We start from the raw sequence: 15,243 nt of genomic DNA, 5'->3' as shown, positions 1-15,243 counted from the left end.
ACACGATCGTGGCAGCATGCGGCGACGGCATCACCCATACTAACAAGAGCGGGCGAATTAACGACTCAGGACACTAGCCATGCGCGTCTCAGGGTGCGAGCCGGACCCGGCCGGGCGGCCCCGGCGGCGGGGACTCCGGACCTGCGCCACCGCCCCCCGGGCCGGCACCGCCGGGCGGGCCCCCCGGGGCAGCAGCGGCAGGCGGCTCTTGCTGCGGTCCCGGTAGCGGCTCCTGCGGCGGCGGTGGCGGTTGTTGCCGCGGCGACGGCGTCGCGACCGGCCGCGGCGGCGTCATGATCTGGGCAGTGGGCGGCGGTGGCGGAAGCTGCGGCGGCTCGGGCTGGGCGGTTTCGCCCAACGGGACCGCGGGCGAAGCCGATTGCGGCGCCCGATGATCGCTTGTCGAGCTAGCGGCGTGGTACGCGCTCGAGGTGCTCTGCCGATTCCCCATCGCCTCCAGCGATGCGATCTTCGGCTGATTGTTCGGGCAGTAGGCCTCGACCGAGGCGGAGATGAACCGGGCGATGGTGCGTGCGACGCGGTCGGGAGGGTATCGGCCGCCGGCCGCGTCGGCGTTGAACGCCCTGTCCCGCATGTCGGCGACGACGCCGTCGGCCGGCATTCCGCCATCGAGTTGACGGCAAATTCTGTGGGCGGTGGCGATCAGACTCGGCACATTGTCGAGGGCGGGAATCTGTTTTTGGTCGAGCAGTGCCACAAACTGGTCATCGGGGTCGGGGTCTGCCGACGCCGCGCCGTGGGGCAGCATGACGACGCCGGTCAGTACCACGAGGGCAGTAACCAGCGCGCCGGCGCGGTTAGTGCTGAGCATGACTGGATTCCGTTCTGCCTGCACGATCATATGCCCCGGCCACGCGCGCGGCACCTCGAGCGCGGCGGCGCGCGGCCAGACGCGCGGCCGCACTCATCCGGCATGAAAACCGTTGTGGCGCCAGCGCGCCGCTTGCCCGTCGAGGATCGCGAGACTTAAACCATGGCGTCGCCCCTCGGCGGCGTGTCGTCGCAATGGTTTACGTGTCGCGGAAGAAAGGCTGGCGCATCCCGCCCCACCGGCGAAGGCCCGCCCACCGGCGAGAGCTACCGGTCAGCCGCCCTTGTTGATCGTGTTGCTCTGGCCGATCTTGTCGACCTTGGGGTCACCGTCTTTGTAGGTGATGGTGTTGTTCATCCCCAACACGGTGATGCGGGTATTCACCTTGTCGAAGGTGATCTTGTTGTTGGTGCCGCTGACGGTGGCCGTCTCGCAGGTGCCGGTGATGGTCAGGGTGTTGTCGGACCCGCCGACGTTCAGCGACTTGCCGCTGGCGCAGTCCAGGGTGGTGGTGGTGCCCATCGATCCGTAATTGATCGTGTTTCCGATCTCGATGGACGCGGTGGTGCTCGCCCCGCCCGATCCCGTCGTCGGCGCGGCGCCGGCACTTGTCGTCGCGCTGCTCTTGGTGGTGGTGGTCGACGAGCCGGCCGGCGGGTTGGCCGTCGAACTGCAACCGGCCAGCACCAGGGCCGCGGCGGCCGGCGTCACGGCGAGCACGGCCAGGCGCTGCGAACGGTCACGCATGTAGGCGGGCATGTGTCCTCGATTCCCCTCGGTTGGCGATGATGATGTGGTTCAGCTCGGCACCTGCTGCAGCCGGTTGGTCATGCCCAGTTCCCGGCCGCGGTCCCACAGAGCGGGCTGACCATTCTTGTAGAACACCGTCTGGTTGTAGCCGTACACGGTGATGTCATGTGACACCGAGTCGGCGACGACGGTGTTCGACGACCCCATCACCGTTACGGCATAGCAGTTGCCCAGCGCGGTGACGGTGATGCCGGTGCCGTTGACCATCAGCGTGGCGTCGTTGCAGTCGACCGTCTGCTCGATGTCTTGCCCGATGACATGGGTGTCACCGTTCTTGGCCTGCGCGATACCCGGCGCGGCGGCGGCGCCGGCAACGGCGATGACACAGATGGCCAGTGACCCGGCGACACTCGTCCACTTCACTGCGGGCCCCCTTTTTCCGGCGGGTCGGCTGCCCGAAACGAGCAAGCATGACATTACGTGCATTTGCCTGCTCGGTGGCAGAGTCATTTTCTCAACTAGAGTCATTAGTTAACCGCATCCCGTTTATTGCGATCGAAGGGCGACCGCCATGGCAGCTCCACCGGATCCGTCGCCGGCGGCCGGGCGCCCGCGCGCGGGACGGCCCGCCTCCCGGCCGGCCAAGCTCAGCCGGGACGGGATCATCGATGGCGCGCTGACGTTCCTGGACCGCGAGGGATGGGACGCCCTGACCATCAACGCGCTGGCGATGCAGCTGGGCACCAAGGGGCCGTCGCTGTACAACCACGTCGACAGCCTGGAGGACCTGCGCCGCGCGGTGCGGATCCGGGTGATCGACGACATCATCACGATGCTGAACCGGGTCGGCGAGGGCCGCGCCCGCGACGACGCGGTGTTGGTGATGGCGGGTGCCTACCGCAGCTACGCGCATCACCACCCGGGCCGCTACTCGGCCTTCACCCGGATGCCGCTGGGCGGCGACGATCCCGAGTACACGGCGGCGACCCGTGCGGCTGCCGCCCCGGTGATCGCCGTGCTGTCGTCCTACGGCCTGGACGGCGAAGAAGCTTTCCATGCGGCGCTCGAATTCTGGTCGGCCCTACACGGCTTCGTTTTGCTGGAGATGACCGGCGTGATGGATGACATCGACACCGACGCGTTGTTCTCCGACATGGTGCTGCGGCTGGCGGCCGGTGTGGAAAGGCGCACCGCCGCCGGCGGCGCCCGGTAGGAGTCGGATACCCCCCCGCCGTCGCTTTGACCAGCGAGACCGGCGGCGGGTATTGTGGTCCCTCGTGCCTGGCGGCTTACGGCGCCTGACGTAAGGAAGTGGATGCCGGGCGAATTCGCGTGTCCACGAAGCATCGGACCCTCTCCGATGCGCAGCGCATGCGACACACCCGGACGCGGGGTAACGCGGACGGGCATAATTGCAGTACACAGACTTAAAGACGCTAGAAGTACGCCGAACACGAACACAGAAAGCCTCCTAGATGCCAACCATTCAGCAGCTGGTCCGCAAGGGTCGCCGCGACAAGGTCGCCAAGGTCAAGACCGCGGCCCTGAAGGGCAGCCCGCAGCGCCGTGGCGTATGCACCCGCGTGTACACCACCACCCCGAAGAAGCCGAACTCGGCGCTTCGGAAGGTCGCCCGCGTGAAGCTGACCAGCCAGGTTGAGGTCACGGCCTACATCCCCGGCGAGGGCCACAACCTGCAGGAGCACTCGATGGTGCTGGTGCGTGGTGGACGTGTGAAGGACCTTCCCGGTGTCCGGTACAAGATCATCCGCGGCTCGCTCGACACCCAGGGTGTCAAGAACCGCAAGCAGGCTCGGAGCCGTTACGGCGCCAAGAAGGAGAAGAGCTGATGCCGCGCAAGGGGCCCGCGCCGAAGCGTCCGTTGGTCAATGACCCGGTCTACGGGTCGCAGCTGGTGACGCAGCTGGTGAACAAAGTTCTGCTGGACGGGAAGAAATCGCTGGCCGAGCGCATTGTTTATGGTGCGCTCGAACAGGCCCGCGACAAGACTGGCACCGACCCGGTGATCACGCTCAAGCGGGCGATGGACAACGTCAAGCCCTCCCTCGAGGTGCGCAGCCGCCGCGTCGGTGGCGCTACCTACCAGGTCCCGGTCGAGGTGCGTCCGGATCGCTCGGTGACGCTGGCGCTGCGCTGGCTGGTCAGCTTCTCCAAGCAACGCCGCGAGAAGACCATGGTCGAACGGCTGGCCAACGAGATCCTGGATGCCAGCAATGGCCTCGGAGCCGCCGTCAAGCGGCGCGAGGACACCCACAAGATGGCCGAGGCCAACCGCGCCTTCGCGCACTATCGCTGGTAGGGGCGGCGTCCAACGGCAGAGCGGCCGGGCGCAAAGCGACAGCGAACTAACCAAGCAATCGAAAGAGTGGGAAGACTTCTGTGGCACAGAAGGACGTGCTGACCGACCTCACCAAGGTCCGCAACATCGGCATCATGGCGCACATCGACGCCGGCAAGACGACGACGACCGAGCGCATCCTCTACTACACCGGTATCAGCTACAAGATCGGTGAGGTGCATGACGGCGCCGCCACCATGGACTGGATGGAGCAGGAGCAGGAGCGGGGGATCACCATCACCTCCGCGGCCACCACCTGCTTCTGGAAAAACAACCAGATCAACATCATCGACACCCCCGGCCACGTCGACTTCACCGTCGAGGTGGAGCGCAGCCTGCGCGTCCTCGACGGTGCCGTGGCCGTCTTCGACGGCAAGGAGGGCGTCGAGCCGCAGTCCGAGCAGGTCTGGCGGCAGGCCGACAAGTACGACGTCCCGCGCATCTGCTTCGTCAACAAGATGGACAAGATCGGGGCCGACTTCTACTTCTCCGTGAAGACCATGGAGGAGCGTCTCGGAGCCAACGCCATCCCGATCCAGCTGCCCGTCGGCTCCGAGGGTGACTTCGAGGGCATCGTCGACCTGGTCGAGATGAACGCCAAGGTGTGGCGCGGCGAGACCAAGCTGGGCGAGACCTACGACACCATCGAGATCCCGGCCGAGCTGGCCGAGAAGGCCGAGGAGTACCGCACCAAGCTGCTCGAGGCCGTCGCCGAGACCGACGAGGCGCTGCTGGACAAGTACCTCGGGGGCGAAGAGCTCACGGTCGCCGAGATCAAGGCCGCGATCCGCAAGCTGACCATCAGCTCGGAGGCCTACCCGGTGCTGTGCGGCAGTGCCTTCAAGAACAAGGGCGTGCAGCCGATGCTGGACGCCGTGATCGACTACCTGCCGTCGCCGCTGGACGTGCCGCCGGCCGTCGGCCACGTGCCGGGCAAGGAGGACGAAGAGGTCACCCGCAAGCCGTCGACCGACGAGCCGTTCTCCGCGCTCGCGTTCAAGGTGGCGACGCACCCGTTCTTCGGCAAGCTGACCTACGTCCGGGTGTATTCGGGCAAGGTCGACTCCGGCAGCCAGGTCATCAACGCCACCAAGGGCAAGAAGGAGCGCCTGGGCAAGCTGTTCCAGATGCACTCCAACAAGGAGAACCCGGTGGAGACCGCCTCGGCCGGTCACATCTACGCGGTGATCGGGCTCAAGGACACCACCACCGGTGACACGCTGAGCGACCCGAACCACCAGATCGTGCTGGAGTCGATGACCTTCCCCGACCCGGTGCTCGAGGTCGCCATCGAGCCCAAGACGAAGAGCGACCAGGAGAAGCTGTCGCTATCGATCCAGAAGCTCGCCGAGGAAGACCCGACGTTCAAGGTGCACCTGGACTCCGAGACCGGTCAGACCGTCATCGGCGGCATGGGTGAGCTGCACCTGGACATCCTGGTCGACCGGATGCGCCGCGAGTTCAAGGTCGAGGCCAACGTCGGCAAGCCGCAGGTGGCCTACAAGGAAACCATCAAGCGGGCCGCGCAGAACGTCGAGTTCACCCACAAGAAGCAGACGGGTGGTTCGGGTCAGTTCGCGAAAGTGATCATCAACCTCGAGCCGTTCACCGGCGAGGACGGTGCGACCTACGAGTTCGAGAACAAGGTCACCGGTGGGCGCATCCCCCGGGAGTACATCCCGTCGGTGGACGCCGGTGCGCAGGACGCCATGCAGTACGGCGTGCTGGCCGGCTACCCGCTGGTGAACCTCAAGGTCACCCTGCTCGACGGGGCGTTCCACGAGGTCGACTCGTCCGAAATGGCCTTCAAGATCGCCGGTTCCCAGGTGCTGAAAAAGGCTGCGGCGCAAGCGCAGCCGGTCATCCTAGAACCGATCATGGCCGTCGAGGTCACCACGCCCGAGGACTACATGGGTGATGTGATCGGCGACTTGAACTCCCGCCGCGGCCAGATTCAGGCCATGGAGGAGCGGAGCGGCGCGCGTGTCGTGCGGGCGCATGTGCCGCTGTCGGAGATGTTCGGCTACGTCGGCGACCTGCGGTCCAAGACCCAAGGCCGGGCGAACTACTCCATGGTCTTCGACTCATACGCCGAAGTGCCGGCGAACGTGTCGAAGGAGATCATCGCGAAGGCGACGGGCCAGTGAGCGAAGACGACGGCGAGTAAGCGGAGCTTACGAGCGCGGAGTCGGGCCATGAGCTCAGGTCCGCTCGGAGTAATCTTGCCGGGTCATTGCAATGCCTTGGGCGCGGCACAACTGAAAACCACCAACACTGCTTTAACAAGCACCAACTAGTCCAGGAGGACACAGAAGTGGCGAAGGCGAAGTTCGAGCGGACGAAGCCGCACGTCAACATCGGGACCATTGGTCACGTTGACCACGGCAAGACGACGCTGACCGCGGCTATCACCAAGGTTCTGCACGACAAGTTTCCGGACCTGAACGAGTCCCGCGCGTTCGACCAGATCGACAACGCTCCCGAGGAGCGTCAGCGCGGTATCACCATCAACATCTCCCACGTGGAGTACCAGACCGACAAGCGGCACTACGCCCACGTCGACGCCCCGGGTCACGCCGACTACATCAAGAACATGATCACCGGCGCGGCCCAGATGGACGGCGCGATCCTGGTGGTCGCCGCCACCGACGGCCCGATGCCGCAGACCCGTGAGCACGTGCTGCTGGCCCGTCAGGTCGGCGTGCCCTACATCCTGGTCGCGCTGAACAAGGCCGACATGGTCGACGACGAGGAGCTGCTCGAGCTCGTCGAGATGGAGGTCCGCGAGCTGCTGGCCGCCCAGGAGTTCGACGAGGACGCTCCGGTCGTGCGGGTCTCGGCGCTCAAGGCGCTCGAGGGCGACGCCAAGTGGGTCGAGTCCGTCGAGCAGCTGATGGAGGCCGTCGACGAGTCGATTCCGGACCCGGTCCGCGAGACGGAGAAGCCGTTCTTGATGCCGGTGGAGGACGTCTTCACCATCACCGGTCGTGGCACCGTGGTCACCGGCCGCGTAGAGCGCGGTGTGATCAACGTGAACGAAGAAGTGGAAATCGTCGGCATCAGGCCGACCAGCACCAAGACCACGGTCACCGGCGTGGAGATGTTCCGCAAGCTGCTCGACCAGGGTCAGGCCGGCGACAACGTCGGGCTGTTGCTGCGCGGTATCAAGCGTGAGGACGTCGAGCGCGGTCAGGTCGTGACAAAGCCCGGCACCACCACGCCGCACACCGAGTTCGAGGGCCAGGTCTACATCCTGAGCAAGGACGAGGGGGGCCGGCACACGCCGTTCTTCAACAACTACCGTCCGCAGTTCTACTTCCGCACCACCGACGTGACCGGTGTGGTGACGCTGCCGGAGGGCACCGAAATGGTGATGCCCGGTGACAACACCAACATCTCGGTGAAGCTGATCCAGCCGGTCGCCATGGACGACGGTCTGCGGTTCGCGATCCGTGAGGGTGGCCGCACCGTCGGCGCCGGCCGGGTCGTCAAGATCATCAAGTAGTTCGAATCCCCGCGAAGCCCGGATCGCCGACTGGCGATCCGGGCTTTGTGCTTCTGGCCCGGTGTCGGCCCCGGCGAAATCGAGCGGCGGGCGGCCGACTGGTTTAGGATTTGCTCACAATTCTCACCGTAGGCGTGGCGGGGAGGTGCCGATGTCGTACGTTCAAGCGACTCCCGAATTCGTGGCGGCGGCCGCGGGGGACCTGGCCCGGATCGGGTCGGCGATCACCTCCGCCAACACCGCCGCGCTGGGACCGACCTCAAGTGTGCTGGCCCCCGGCGCCGACGAGGTATCGGCGAGCATCGCCGCACTCTTCGATGCGCATTCCCAGGTGTATCAGGCGCTGAGCGCCCAGGCGGCCGCGTTCCACAGCCAGTTCGTGCAGCTGATGAACGGCGGTGCGGCGCAGTACGCCTTCGCCGAGGCGGCCAACACCACGCCGTTGCAGACCGCGGCGGGCCCGGCGTCGATGGCCGCGCAGGTTCCGGCGGTGAGCGCCGGTGCGATGGGAACGTCCGCGCCGACCGCGCCCGCGGGACCCCTGGCGGCGGCGGTGGCGCCGACCGCGGCGGCGGCCACCCCGACACCGGCCGGCACGCCGGTCGCGGCGGCTCCCGCCGGTTCGGTGACACTGGCGTCGGCCACCACGCCCGCCGGCGCGGCGCGGGTGGCAATGCCGGCCTACGCCCCGGCGACCTCGCCGCCCACCGTCCAGCCGGCGGCATCGGCGGCGACCCCGGTCGCCAACCCCGTCGCGTCCATGCAGACCGCGGTGCCGCCGCAGGCATCGCCGGCCTCCACCATGCCGGTCGCGGCGCGTCCCGCGCCGCACGCTCCGGCGGCCGCGCAGCCGGCACACCCCGCACAGCAGGCGCCGCCGCCGGCGCGGCGGGTGCCGGTCGTGCCGCCCGAACCGGTGTAGGCAACCTGCCGAGGAGGGGCATGTGCTAGCGCGCTACCTGAAGGCACAGTTGATCGTTTTGCTGTGCGGTGGACTGGTCGGACCGATCTTTTTGGTCGTGTACTTCACCCTCGGGTTCGACAACCTGCTGCAGTGGATGCTCTACGTCGGCCTGCTTGTCACCGCGGCCGACGTGTTGGTCGCGCTCGCGTTGGCGAACTTCAGCGCCAAGTCGTCGGCCAAGGCGGCCGCGCTCGAGCAGAACGGGGTACTGGCGCTCGCCCAGATCACCGGGATCACCGAGACGGGAACGTGGGTCAACAATCAGCAGGTCGTCAAGGTGCACCTGCGCATCGCTGGACCCGGGCTGTTGCCGTTCGACAGCGAAGACCGGGTCATCGCCAGCGTGACGCGGCTCGGCAATCTGAACGCCCGCAAGGTGGTGGTCCTAGTGAACCCCACCACCAGCGAATACCGGATCGACTGGGAGCGAAGCGCTTTGGTCAACGGCCTGGTGCCCGCGCAGTTCACGGTCGCCGAAGACAACAAGACCTACGACCTGAGCGGGCAGGCCGGCCCGTTGATGGAGATCCTGCAGATCCTCAAGGCCAACAACGTCGCGCTCAATCGGATGGTCGACATCAGGTCCAACCCGGTGTTGCGCGCCCAGATCCAGGCGGTGGTGCGTCGCGCCGTCGAACAGCAGGCGCCGGCCGCCCAACCGGCGCCGGCCGCCGCGGCGCCAGCGGCGGCCGCCGTCGTCACACCGCCCGGGCCGACGATCGCCGCGCGGCTGCAAGAGCTGAAGGATCTGCACGCCAGCGGGGCGCTGACCGACGCCGAATACAACAGCCGGCGCGCCGCGATCATCTCCGAGATCTAGGGGTTCGCCCGGACAGCCCGGGCGAATTAGAACACGTTTCAGTTGCGCTGCTAGCCTGGCTTGGTCATCGGCGGTAGAAGGGATTACGCGTGGCTGGACAGGGTGGATCACTGCAGGGACGGGTCGCGTTCATCACCGGGGCCGCCCGCGGGCAGGGGCGTTCGCATGCGGTGCGGTTGGCCCGCGAGGGCGCCGACATCATCGCCCTGGACATCTGCGCTGCGGCATCCGCCAGCGTGACGTACCCGCCGGCCACCCGCGAAGACCTCGACGAGACGGCCCGCCTGGTGGAGGGCGAGGGGCGCAAGATCCTCACCCGCGTCCTCGACGTCCGCGACGACGCCGCGCTGCGGGAACTGGTGGCCGACGGCATCGAGCAGTTCGGCCGGCTCGACATCGTGGTGGCCAACGCCGGCGTGTTGAGCTGGGGCCGCGTCTGGGAGCTCACCGACGAGCAGTGGGACACGGTCATCGGCGTCAACCTGACCGGCACCTGGCGCACGCTGCGCGCCACCGTCCCCGCCATGATCGAGGCGGGAAACGGCGGCTCCATCGTGGTGGTCAGCTCGTCGGCGGGAATCAAGGCCACCCCGGGCAACGGCCACTATTCGGCCAGCAAACACGGGCTCACCGCGCTGACCAACACCCTGGCCATCGAACTCGGCGAATTCGGCATCCGGGTCAACTCCATCCACCCGTACTCGGTGGACACCCCGATGATCGAACCGGAAGCGATGATGGAGATTTTCGCCAGGCATCCCAGCTTCGTGCACAGCTTTCCGCCAATGCCGGTGCAGCCCAACGGGTTCATGACGGCCGACGAAGTGGCCGACGTGGTGGCATGGCTTGCCGGCGACGGCTCGGGCACCCTCACCGGCACCCAGATTCCGGTCGATAAGGGCGCCCTGAAGTACTGAGCGGCCAGCGTGCTAAGAACTCCACGTGAGTAGTGACGAAAGCGCCATCAACGGAATCGTGATCGTCGGCGGCGGCTTGGCCGCCGCCCGCACCGCCGAGCAGCTGCGGCGCTCGGCCTATTCCGGGCCCATCACGATCGTCAGCGACGAGGTGCACCTGCCGTACGACCGCCCGCCACTGTCCAAAGAGGTGCTGCGCAAAGAGGTCGACGACACCGCGCTCAAACCACGCGAGTGGTACGACGAGAACGACATCACCTTGCGGCTGGGCTCGGCCGCGACCGGTCTGGACACCGTGGCGCAGACGGTGACTCTCGACGACGGATCGACGCTTCGTTACGACGAACTCGTCATCGCCACCGGCCTGGTGCCGCGGCGCATTCCGGCGATCCCGGACCTCGAGGGCATCCGCGTGCTGCGGTCGTTCGACGAAAGCCTGGCGCTGCGCGAGCACGCGTCGGCCGCGCAGCGCGCCGTCGTCATCGGCGCCGGCTTCATCGGCTGCGAGGTGGCGGCCAGCCTGCGCAGCCTGGGCGTGGACGTGGTGCTGGTGGAGCCGCAGCCGACCCCGCTGGCCGCGGTCCTCGGCGAGCAGATCGGCGAGCTGGTGGCCCGGCTGCACCGCGCCGAGGGTGTCGACGTTCGCCTCGGCGTCGGCGTCGCCGAGGTTCGTGGTGACTCCCGCGTCGAGTCGGTGGTGCTCAGCGATGGCACCGAGCTGCCGGCCGACGTCGTGGTGGTCGGCATCGGCTCGCGCCCGGCGACCGACTGGCTCGAGGGCAGCGGAGTCGAAGTCGACAACGGCGTGGTCTGTGATGAAGCCGGACGCACCAGCGCACCGAATGTGTGGGCGCTCGGTGACGTCGCATCGTGGCGTGATGCGACGGGACATCAAGGGCGCGTTGAACATTGGAGCAATGTCGCCGATCAGGCCCGGGCCGTGGTGCCAGCGATGCTGGGCCAGGATGTGCCGGCGGTGGTGGTGGTCCCGTACTTCTGGAGCGACCAATACGACGTGAAGATCCAGTGCCTGGGCGAGCCGGAGGCCGGCGACATCGTCCACATCGTCGAGGACGACGGCCGCAAGTTCCTGGCCTATTACGAACGCGACGGGGCCCTGGTCGGGGTGGTCGGCGGCGGGATGCCCGGCAAGGTCATGAAGGTCCGCGCCAAGATCGCGGCGGCCGTGCCCATCGCCGAGGTATTGGCCTGAGCCGCCGCTAGCCGACGGCCGCCGCGTACCGGTCGCTGGGGACCTCAGTGTTGTTGATCACCGTGGCGAGTTGTTCGGCGATGCCCGGCGCGGTGACGATGGTCGACGCGGATTTGTGCGTGTGCGGGTTGCCGTGCGCGTCGGTGAGCTGCGCGCCCGCTTCGCGGGCGATCAGGGTCCCCGCGGCGGTGTCCCACGGTTTGTTGGACATCATCACGCAGGCGTCCAGGGCGCCCTCGGCGACGAAGGCGAGGTCCAGCGTCGCCGCGCCGATCATCCGGATTCGCTCGACCCGGGGCACCAGCTCGGCGGTGAGCGCGAGCCGGTGCTCGTTGAGCCGGCCGGCGTCGTGGCCGACGGCGTAGTCGCCGAGGGACACGATGGCTGCGCTGAGGCTGTCGGTGGCGCTGGCGGTGATCCGCTGCCCGTTGGCGAACGCGCCTTTGCCCTCGACGGCGTGGTAGGTCCTGCCGATCAGGGGAGCGTGGGTGATGGCCACCACAGTGCGCCCGGCGTGCAGCAGGGCCAGCGATACCGCGCACAACGGCAGGCCGTGGGCGAAGTTCGACGTCCCGTCGATGGGGTCAAGAACCCAGAGCCACTCTGAACTTTCGATGTCCGGCTGTTGCTTGGACTCCTCGGCCAGCAGCGCGATATCGGGCGTGATCTGGGCAAGGTAGGCGGCGATGTCGCGCTGGATCGTGAGGTCTACGTCGGTGACCGTGTCACGGTCACCCTTGTGCTGCACCGAACCGGGCTGCGACTTCTTGAGTGTGGCGGCACCGATTTGCGTTGCTTGCCAGGCGATTTCGAAAAGCTCTTGCATTGTCTTCATGGACACCTTGCCTCGCTTCCGGGGTTGGCGTGCGTTCGGCGTTTTTTGAGCATACGGGATCGGCGATTTCGCGTCGCGCACGCGCTCCGCAGCACCCCGAAAGCGAAATCACGCGAATTGGGCATATGCCGCAGCCTAATTCGACAGTGAGTCACCTCACTAAAGGCAAGGTTCCGCAATCTTGCGGCAACAGCGGAACGCCACTGTAGTCGGTGTCACACAATTGCCATTACCGGAGACGCCAAAGTCATTGTGCTGGAAATACGTACCGGTTCGGCTCGACGAAATTTGCTGTGCCGTCCTGCCTCGCGATGTATCGTGCACCGCTTGCCAGGCTCCATTACTGTCTGCAGGCGAACGATGTTGGGGGGCCGTCGCACCATGCGGTAGGTCGGCGCAACCGCCGGCGCTCGATGACCGCCGCCGAATCGTCGTTTTTATCCGGAAAATCCAGTAATCCACATTGGCAGGCAGGTGATTGGCAAGTGTCAGTGATAGATGAGACTTACAGCTCGCCCAGCGCGATTCCGACCGTCGCCCTCAATGACGAGGCGAAGATGCCCGTGCTCGGCTTGGGGGTGGCCAAGCTGTCCGATGAGGAGACGGAAAGCTCGGTACTCGCGGCGCTGCAGGCCGGCTGCCGCCTCATCGACACCGCCGCTTCCTACGGGAACGAGGAAGCCGTCGGCCGTGCGATCGCCGCCTCGGGCATTCCCCGCGAGGAGTTGTTCGTCGCCACCAAGCTGGGCACCTCCAAGCAGGGCTTCGACAGCGCGCAGGAATCGTGCAAGCAGAGCCTGGATCGACTCGGGCTGGATTACCTCGACCTCTATCTGATCCACTGGCCGGCGCCGAAGCTGGGCAAGTACGTGGAGAGCTTCGAAGGCATGAAGGTGGCCCGCGACGAGGGGTACGTGCGCTCGATCGGCGTGTGCAACTTCACCGAGGAACTGCTGGCCACGGTCATCGAGGAAACCGACGAGGTGCCCGCGGTGAACCAGGTCGAGCTGCACCCCCGCCTCAACCAGGCCGAGCTGCGCCAGGCCCACGCCCTGCACGATGTGACGACGCAGTCCTACAGCCCGCTGGGCGTCGGCCGGCTGATCGAGGAACCGGTGGTGACGTCCATCGCCGCCGAGTACGACCGCACACCCGCGCAGGTGCTGGTGCGCTGGAATCTGCAGTTGGACAACGTCGTTGTGTCGCGGTCGTCCAAGCCCGAACGCGTCGCCCAGAACCTGGACGTGTTCGACTTCACCCTGGATCCCGAGCACATGGCGGCCATCGAGGGATTGCACGACGGCACCCGCGTGCTGCACGACCCGATGACCTTCATGGGGACCTGAGCCAGTCCACCGGCGGACCATGCGGATGGCATTCGCCCAGCAGCCGCGGATCGCCGTCGGGCCAGACGCGGGCGCGCACCACGAATTTGATCGGTGCGCCCGGGCCGGCGCGCGTGGGTTCCATCGTGAGGTGGGCGAACGGTGAGCGCGCGTCGACCCGCGCCGCGAGCGCGTTCACGTGGGCGCGCACCGCGCCGCGTTCCTCGGTGGACAGGTACTGCCAGGTGATCGAGTGCCACAAGACCGTCAACGCACCGTCGGCCGGCGTCAGGCCGGCGACCGCGTCGGCCGCCGTCTTGCGCTCGAGCGCCGCCGGGACCCGGCGGGCTACCTCGATGGCGCCGCGCAGCCGGGCCAACCGGGCGTCCTGGTCGGGCCATACGTAGCTCAGCACCGTCATCTCCCCGTCGGTGGTCCCGACGTCGATGGGCGCGATGTCATACCCACGACGCACCACGATCGGCAGGTCGCGGCCGGGCGGCAGCGCGCCGCGCCACGCGTCGTCGATCATCACCGGTGAGCCGGCCGGTCCCCACTGGCCGCCGGCGAAGAGGTAGCGGTAGTGATCCGCACGCAGGTTCAGCCCCGCACTCGATCCGATCTCGAAAAGCCGGATCGGCAGGCCGAATTCGTGATTGATGTGCAGCAGTCCGCCGACCAGCGCGGCCGACCGGCCCACCTCGTTGGTTTGCGGCGGTTGGCCCAGCGACGCGCGCAGCGCCGCCACGTGACTGACCGCGGTGTCCAGGATTTCCGGCCACGCCCGGCCGGCATCCCACACGCCGCCGGTGCTGGGGTAGAAGCGACGCAACCGCGCAGCCCGGCCGTCGAGCACCAACCGGTGCAACCCGCCGAGCAACCGCAGCGGCACCGCATCGCGCGACGGGGCGTCCTCGCGCCCGGCCAGGACGGTCGCGAACACGCCGCCGGCCTCGACGTCGCGGGCCACCAGTTCGAACAGATCGCCATACATGCTCGAGCCCGACGAGGCGCAGAATTTGCCCTGTGACCGCAAGGTGTGCACCAGGTGCTCGGCCGTCACCGGCCCAGCCCATCCAGCCCGGCGCCGACGGCGTCGAAGGCGTTGCTCAGCGCAACCGGCAGCGGGACGGATTCATCGCTGAGCCAGTGTTCGTAGGCCGACAGCGCGACACCGAGCATCGTCCAGGCGACGGTCTGGGGCAGCAGATCGGTCACCTTGCAGTCCAGGCGGCGAGCCACGAATCCGGCGATCACCTCGCGCCAGCCCGCGTACATCGTCATCGAATACGCTTGCAGTTCAGCGGTTTGCAGGATCACCCGCATGCGCTTGCGGTGCCGGGCCGTCTCGGATTCGTCAAAAGTGTTGAACGCCAACAGCGCAGCGCGCAGCGCATCGCCCAGGCGCACGTCGGAATCGACGTTGTCGAGCAAATCACGAAGGTGGGCAAGATGATTGTCGAAGTCGCCCCACGGGATGGCGTTCTTGGACGCGTAGTACCGAAACAACGTCCGGCGCGAGATGCCCGCGGCCTGGGCGACGTCGTCGACGCTCACGTCGGCGAAGCCGCGCGCGCTGAACATGTCGATGGCGACGTCGGTGATGTGGTGCGGGGTGGTCGAGCGGCGCCTGCCCACCCGCGGCTGCGGCATCATCGGACCCCGCCCTTCCATTTCGGCACTCGATGCCATATTCTGACGGCGAGTGTGACTCAGATCCCAT

General features: G+C 67.1%; 16 protein-coding genes. 10 read left to right on the top strand and 6 right to left on the bottom strand.

What is annotated here, in order from left to right:
* Positions 1-88: 88 nt before the first annotated feature.
* From BST14_RS18485 to BST14_RS18475, 3 genes are all read right to left on the bottom strand, one after another.
* Complete coding sequence (locus tag BST14_RS18485; RefSeq protein WP_083065836.1) at positions 89-832, bottom strand: DUF732 domain-containing protein; 744 nt, start codon at positions 830-832, stop codon at positions 89-91.
* Positions 833-1,105: 273 nt separating this feature from the next.
* Positions 1,106-1,591 (bottom strand): DUF3060 domain-containing protein, encoded by a 486-nt coding sequence (locus BST14_RS18480; RefSeq protein ID WP_083065833.1) that lies wholly within the window; start codon positions 1,589-1,591, stop codon positions 1,106-1,108.
* Between the two features lie 39 nt (positions 1,592-1,630).
* Entirely contained in the window at positions 1,631-2,005 is a 375-nt protein-coding gene (locus BST14_RS18475; RefSeq protein WP_083065832.1) for a DUF3060 domain-containing protein, read from the bottom strand.
* 148 nt (positions 2,006-2,153) lie between these two features.
* Here BST14_RS18475 and BST14_RS18470 point away from each other — a divergent pair, with 148 nt between their 5' ends.
* The 9 genes from BST14_RS18470 (at position 2,154) to BST14_RS18430 (ending at position 11,360) form a co-directional block, all read left to right on the top strand.
* A complete protein-coding gene (locus tag BST14_RS18470; protein ID WP_083065831.1) occupies positions 2,154-2,795 on the top strand; it encodes a TetR/AcrR family transcriptional regulator in 642 nt (213 codons plus the stop codon).
* Positions 2,796-3,057: 262 nt separating this feature from the next.
* The gene (gene rpsL / locus BST14_RS18465; RefSeq protein ID WP_007767794.1) at positions 3,058-3,432 is read left to right on the top strand and encodes a 30S ribosomal protein S12; all 375 of its coding nucleotides are present in this window, start codon (positions 3,058-3,060) and stop codon (positions 3,430-3,432) included.
* Positions 3,432-3,902, top strand: coding sequence for a 30S ribosomal protein S7 (rpsG, locus tag BST14_RS18460; RefSeq protein WP_066869309.1), 471 nt, complete (start codon positions 3,432-3,434; stop codon positions 3,900-3,902). Before rpsL ends, rpsG begins: the two co-directional genes overlap by 1 nt.
* A gap of 80 nt (positions 3,903-3,982) precedes the next feature.
* Positions 3,983-6,088, top strand: coding sequence for an elongation factor G (fusA, locus tag BST14_RS18455; protein WP_083065830.1), 2,106 nt, complete (start codon positions 3,983-3,985; stop codon positions 6,086-6,088).
* Between the two features lie 167 nt (positions 6,089-6,255).
* Positions 6,256-7,446, top strand: coding sequence for an elongation factor Tu (gene tuf / locus BST14_RS18450; RefSeq protein WP_083065829.1), 1,191 nt, complete (start codon positions 6,256-6,258; stop codon positions 7,444-7,446).
* 151 nt (positions 7,447-7,597) lie between these two features.
* The gene (locus BST14_RS18445; RefSeq protein WP_211280754.1) at positions 7,598-8,368 is read left to right on the top strand and encodes a PE family protein; all 771 of its coding nucleotides are present in this window, start codon (positions 7,598-7,600) and stop codon (positions 8,366-8,368) included.
* Positions 8,369-8,390: 22 nt separating this feature from the next.
* On the top strand, positions 8,391-9,230 hold the full coding sequence (locus BST14_RS18440) for an SHOCT domain-containing protein (RefSeq protein WP_083065827.1): 840 nt from the start codon (positions 8,391-8,393) through the stop codon (positions 9,228-9,230).
* 89 nt (positions 9,231-9,319) lie between these two features.
* Positions 9,320-10,147 (top strand): mycofactocin-coupled SDR family oxidoreductase, encoded by an 828-nt coding sequence (locus BST14_RS18435; protein ID WP_083065826.1) that lies wholly within the window; start codon positions 9,320-9,322, stop codon positions 10,145-10,147.
* A 25-nt stretch (positions 10,148-10,172) separates the two neighbouring features.
* Positions 10,173-11,360, top strand: coding sequence for an NAD(P)/FAD-dependent oxidoreductase (locus BST14_RS18430; RefSeq protein WP_083065825.1), 1,188 nt, complete (start codon positions 10,173-10,175; stop codon positions 11,358-11,360).
* A 7-nt stretch (positions 11,361-11,367) separates the two neighbouring features.
* Here the strand turns inward: BST14_RS18430 and BST14_RS18425 are convergent, their stop codons facing one another.
* Positions 11,368-12,195, bottom strand: coding sequence for an inositol monophosphatase family protein (locus BST14_RS18425; RefSeq protein ID WP_083065835.1), 828 nt, complete (start codon positions 12,193-12,195; stop codon positions 11,368-11,370).
* Positions 12,196-12,680: 485 nt separating this feature from the next.
* Between BST14_RS18425 and BST14_RS18420 the strand changes: the two genes are divergently transcribed.
* Positions 12,681-13,541, top strand: coding sequence for an aldo/keto reductase (locus tag BST14_RS18420; RefSeq protein WP_083065824.1), 861 nt, complete (start codon positions 12,681-12,683; stop codon positions 13,539-13,541).
* On the opposite strand, the gene BST14_RS18415 is transcribed toward BST14_RS18420, so the two are convergent.
* On the bottom strand, positions 13,528-14,583 hold the full coding sequence (locus tag BST14_RS18415) for a DUF2332 domain-containing protein (protein ID WP_083065823.1): 1,056 nt from the start codon (positions 14,581-14,583) through the stop codon (positions 13,528-13,530). The two genes, BST14_RS18420 and BST14_RS18415, sit on opposite strands and share 14 nt — an antisense overlap.
* A complete protein-coding gene (gene mftR / locus BST14_RS18410; RefSeq protein ID WP_169926106.1) occupies positions 14,580-15,176 on the bottom strand; it encodes a mycofactocin system transcriptional regulator MftR in 597 nt (198 codons plus the stop codon). Before mftR ends, BST14_RS18415 begins: the two co-directional genes overlap by 4 nt.
* Positions 15,177-15,243: the final 67 nt, after the last annotated feature.

The sequence above is a fragment of the Mycobacterium arosiense ATCC BAA-1401 = DSM 45069 genome (assembly GCF_002086125.1).
Taxonomy (GTDB): Bacteria; Actinomycetota; Actinomycetes; order Mycobacteriales; family Mycobacteriaceae; genus Mycobacterium; species Mycobacterium arosiense.
Note: the sequence above shows the minus strand (reverse complement) of the source record. Positions and strands in the feature narration are given on the sequence as shown.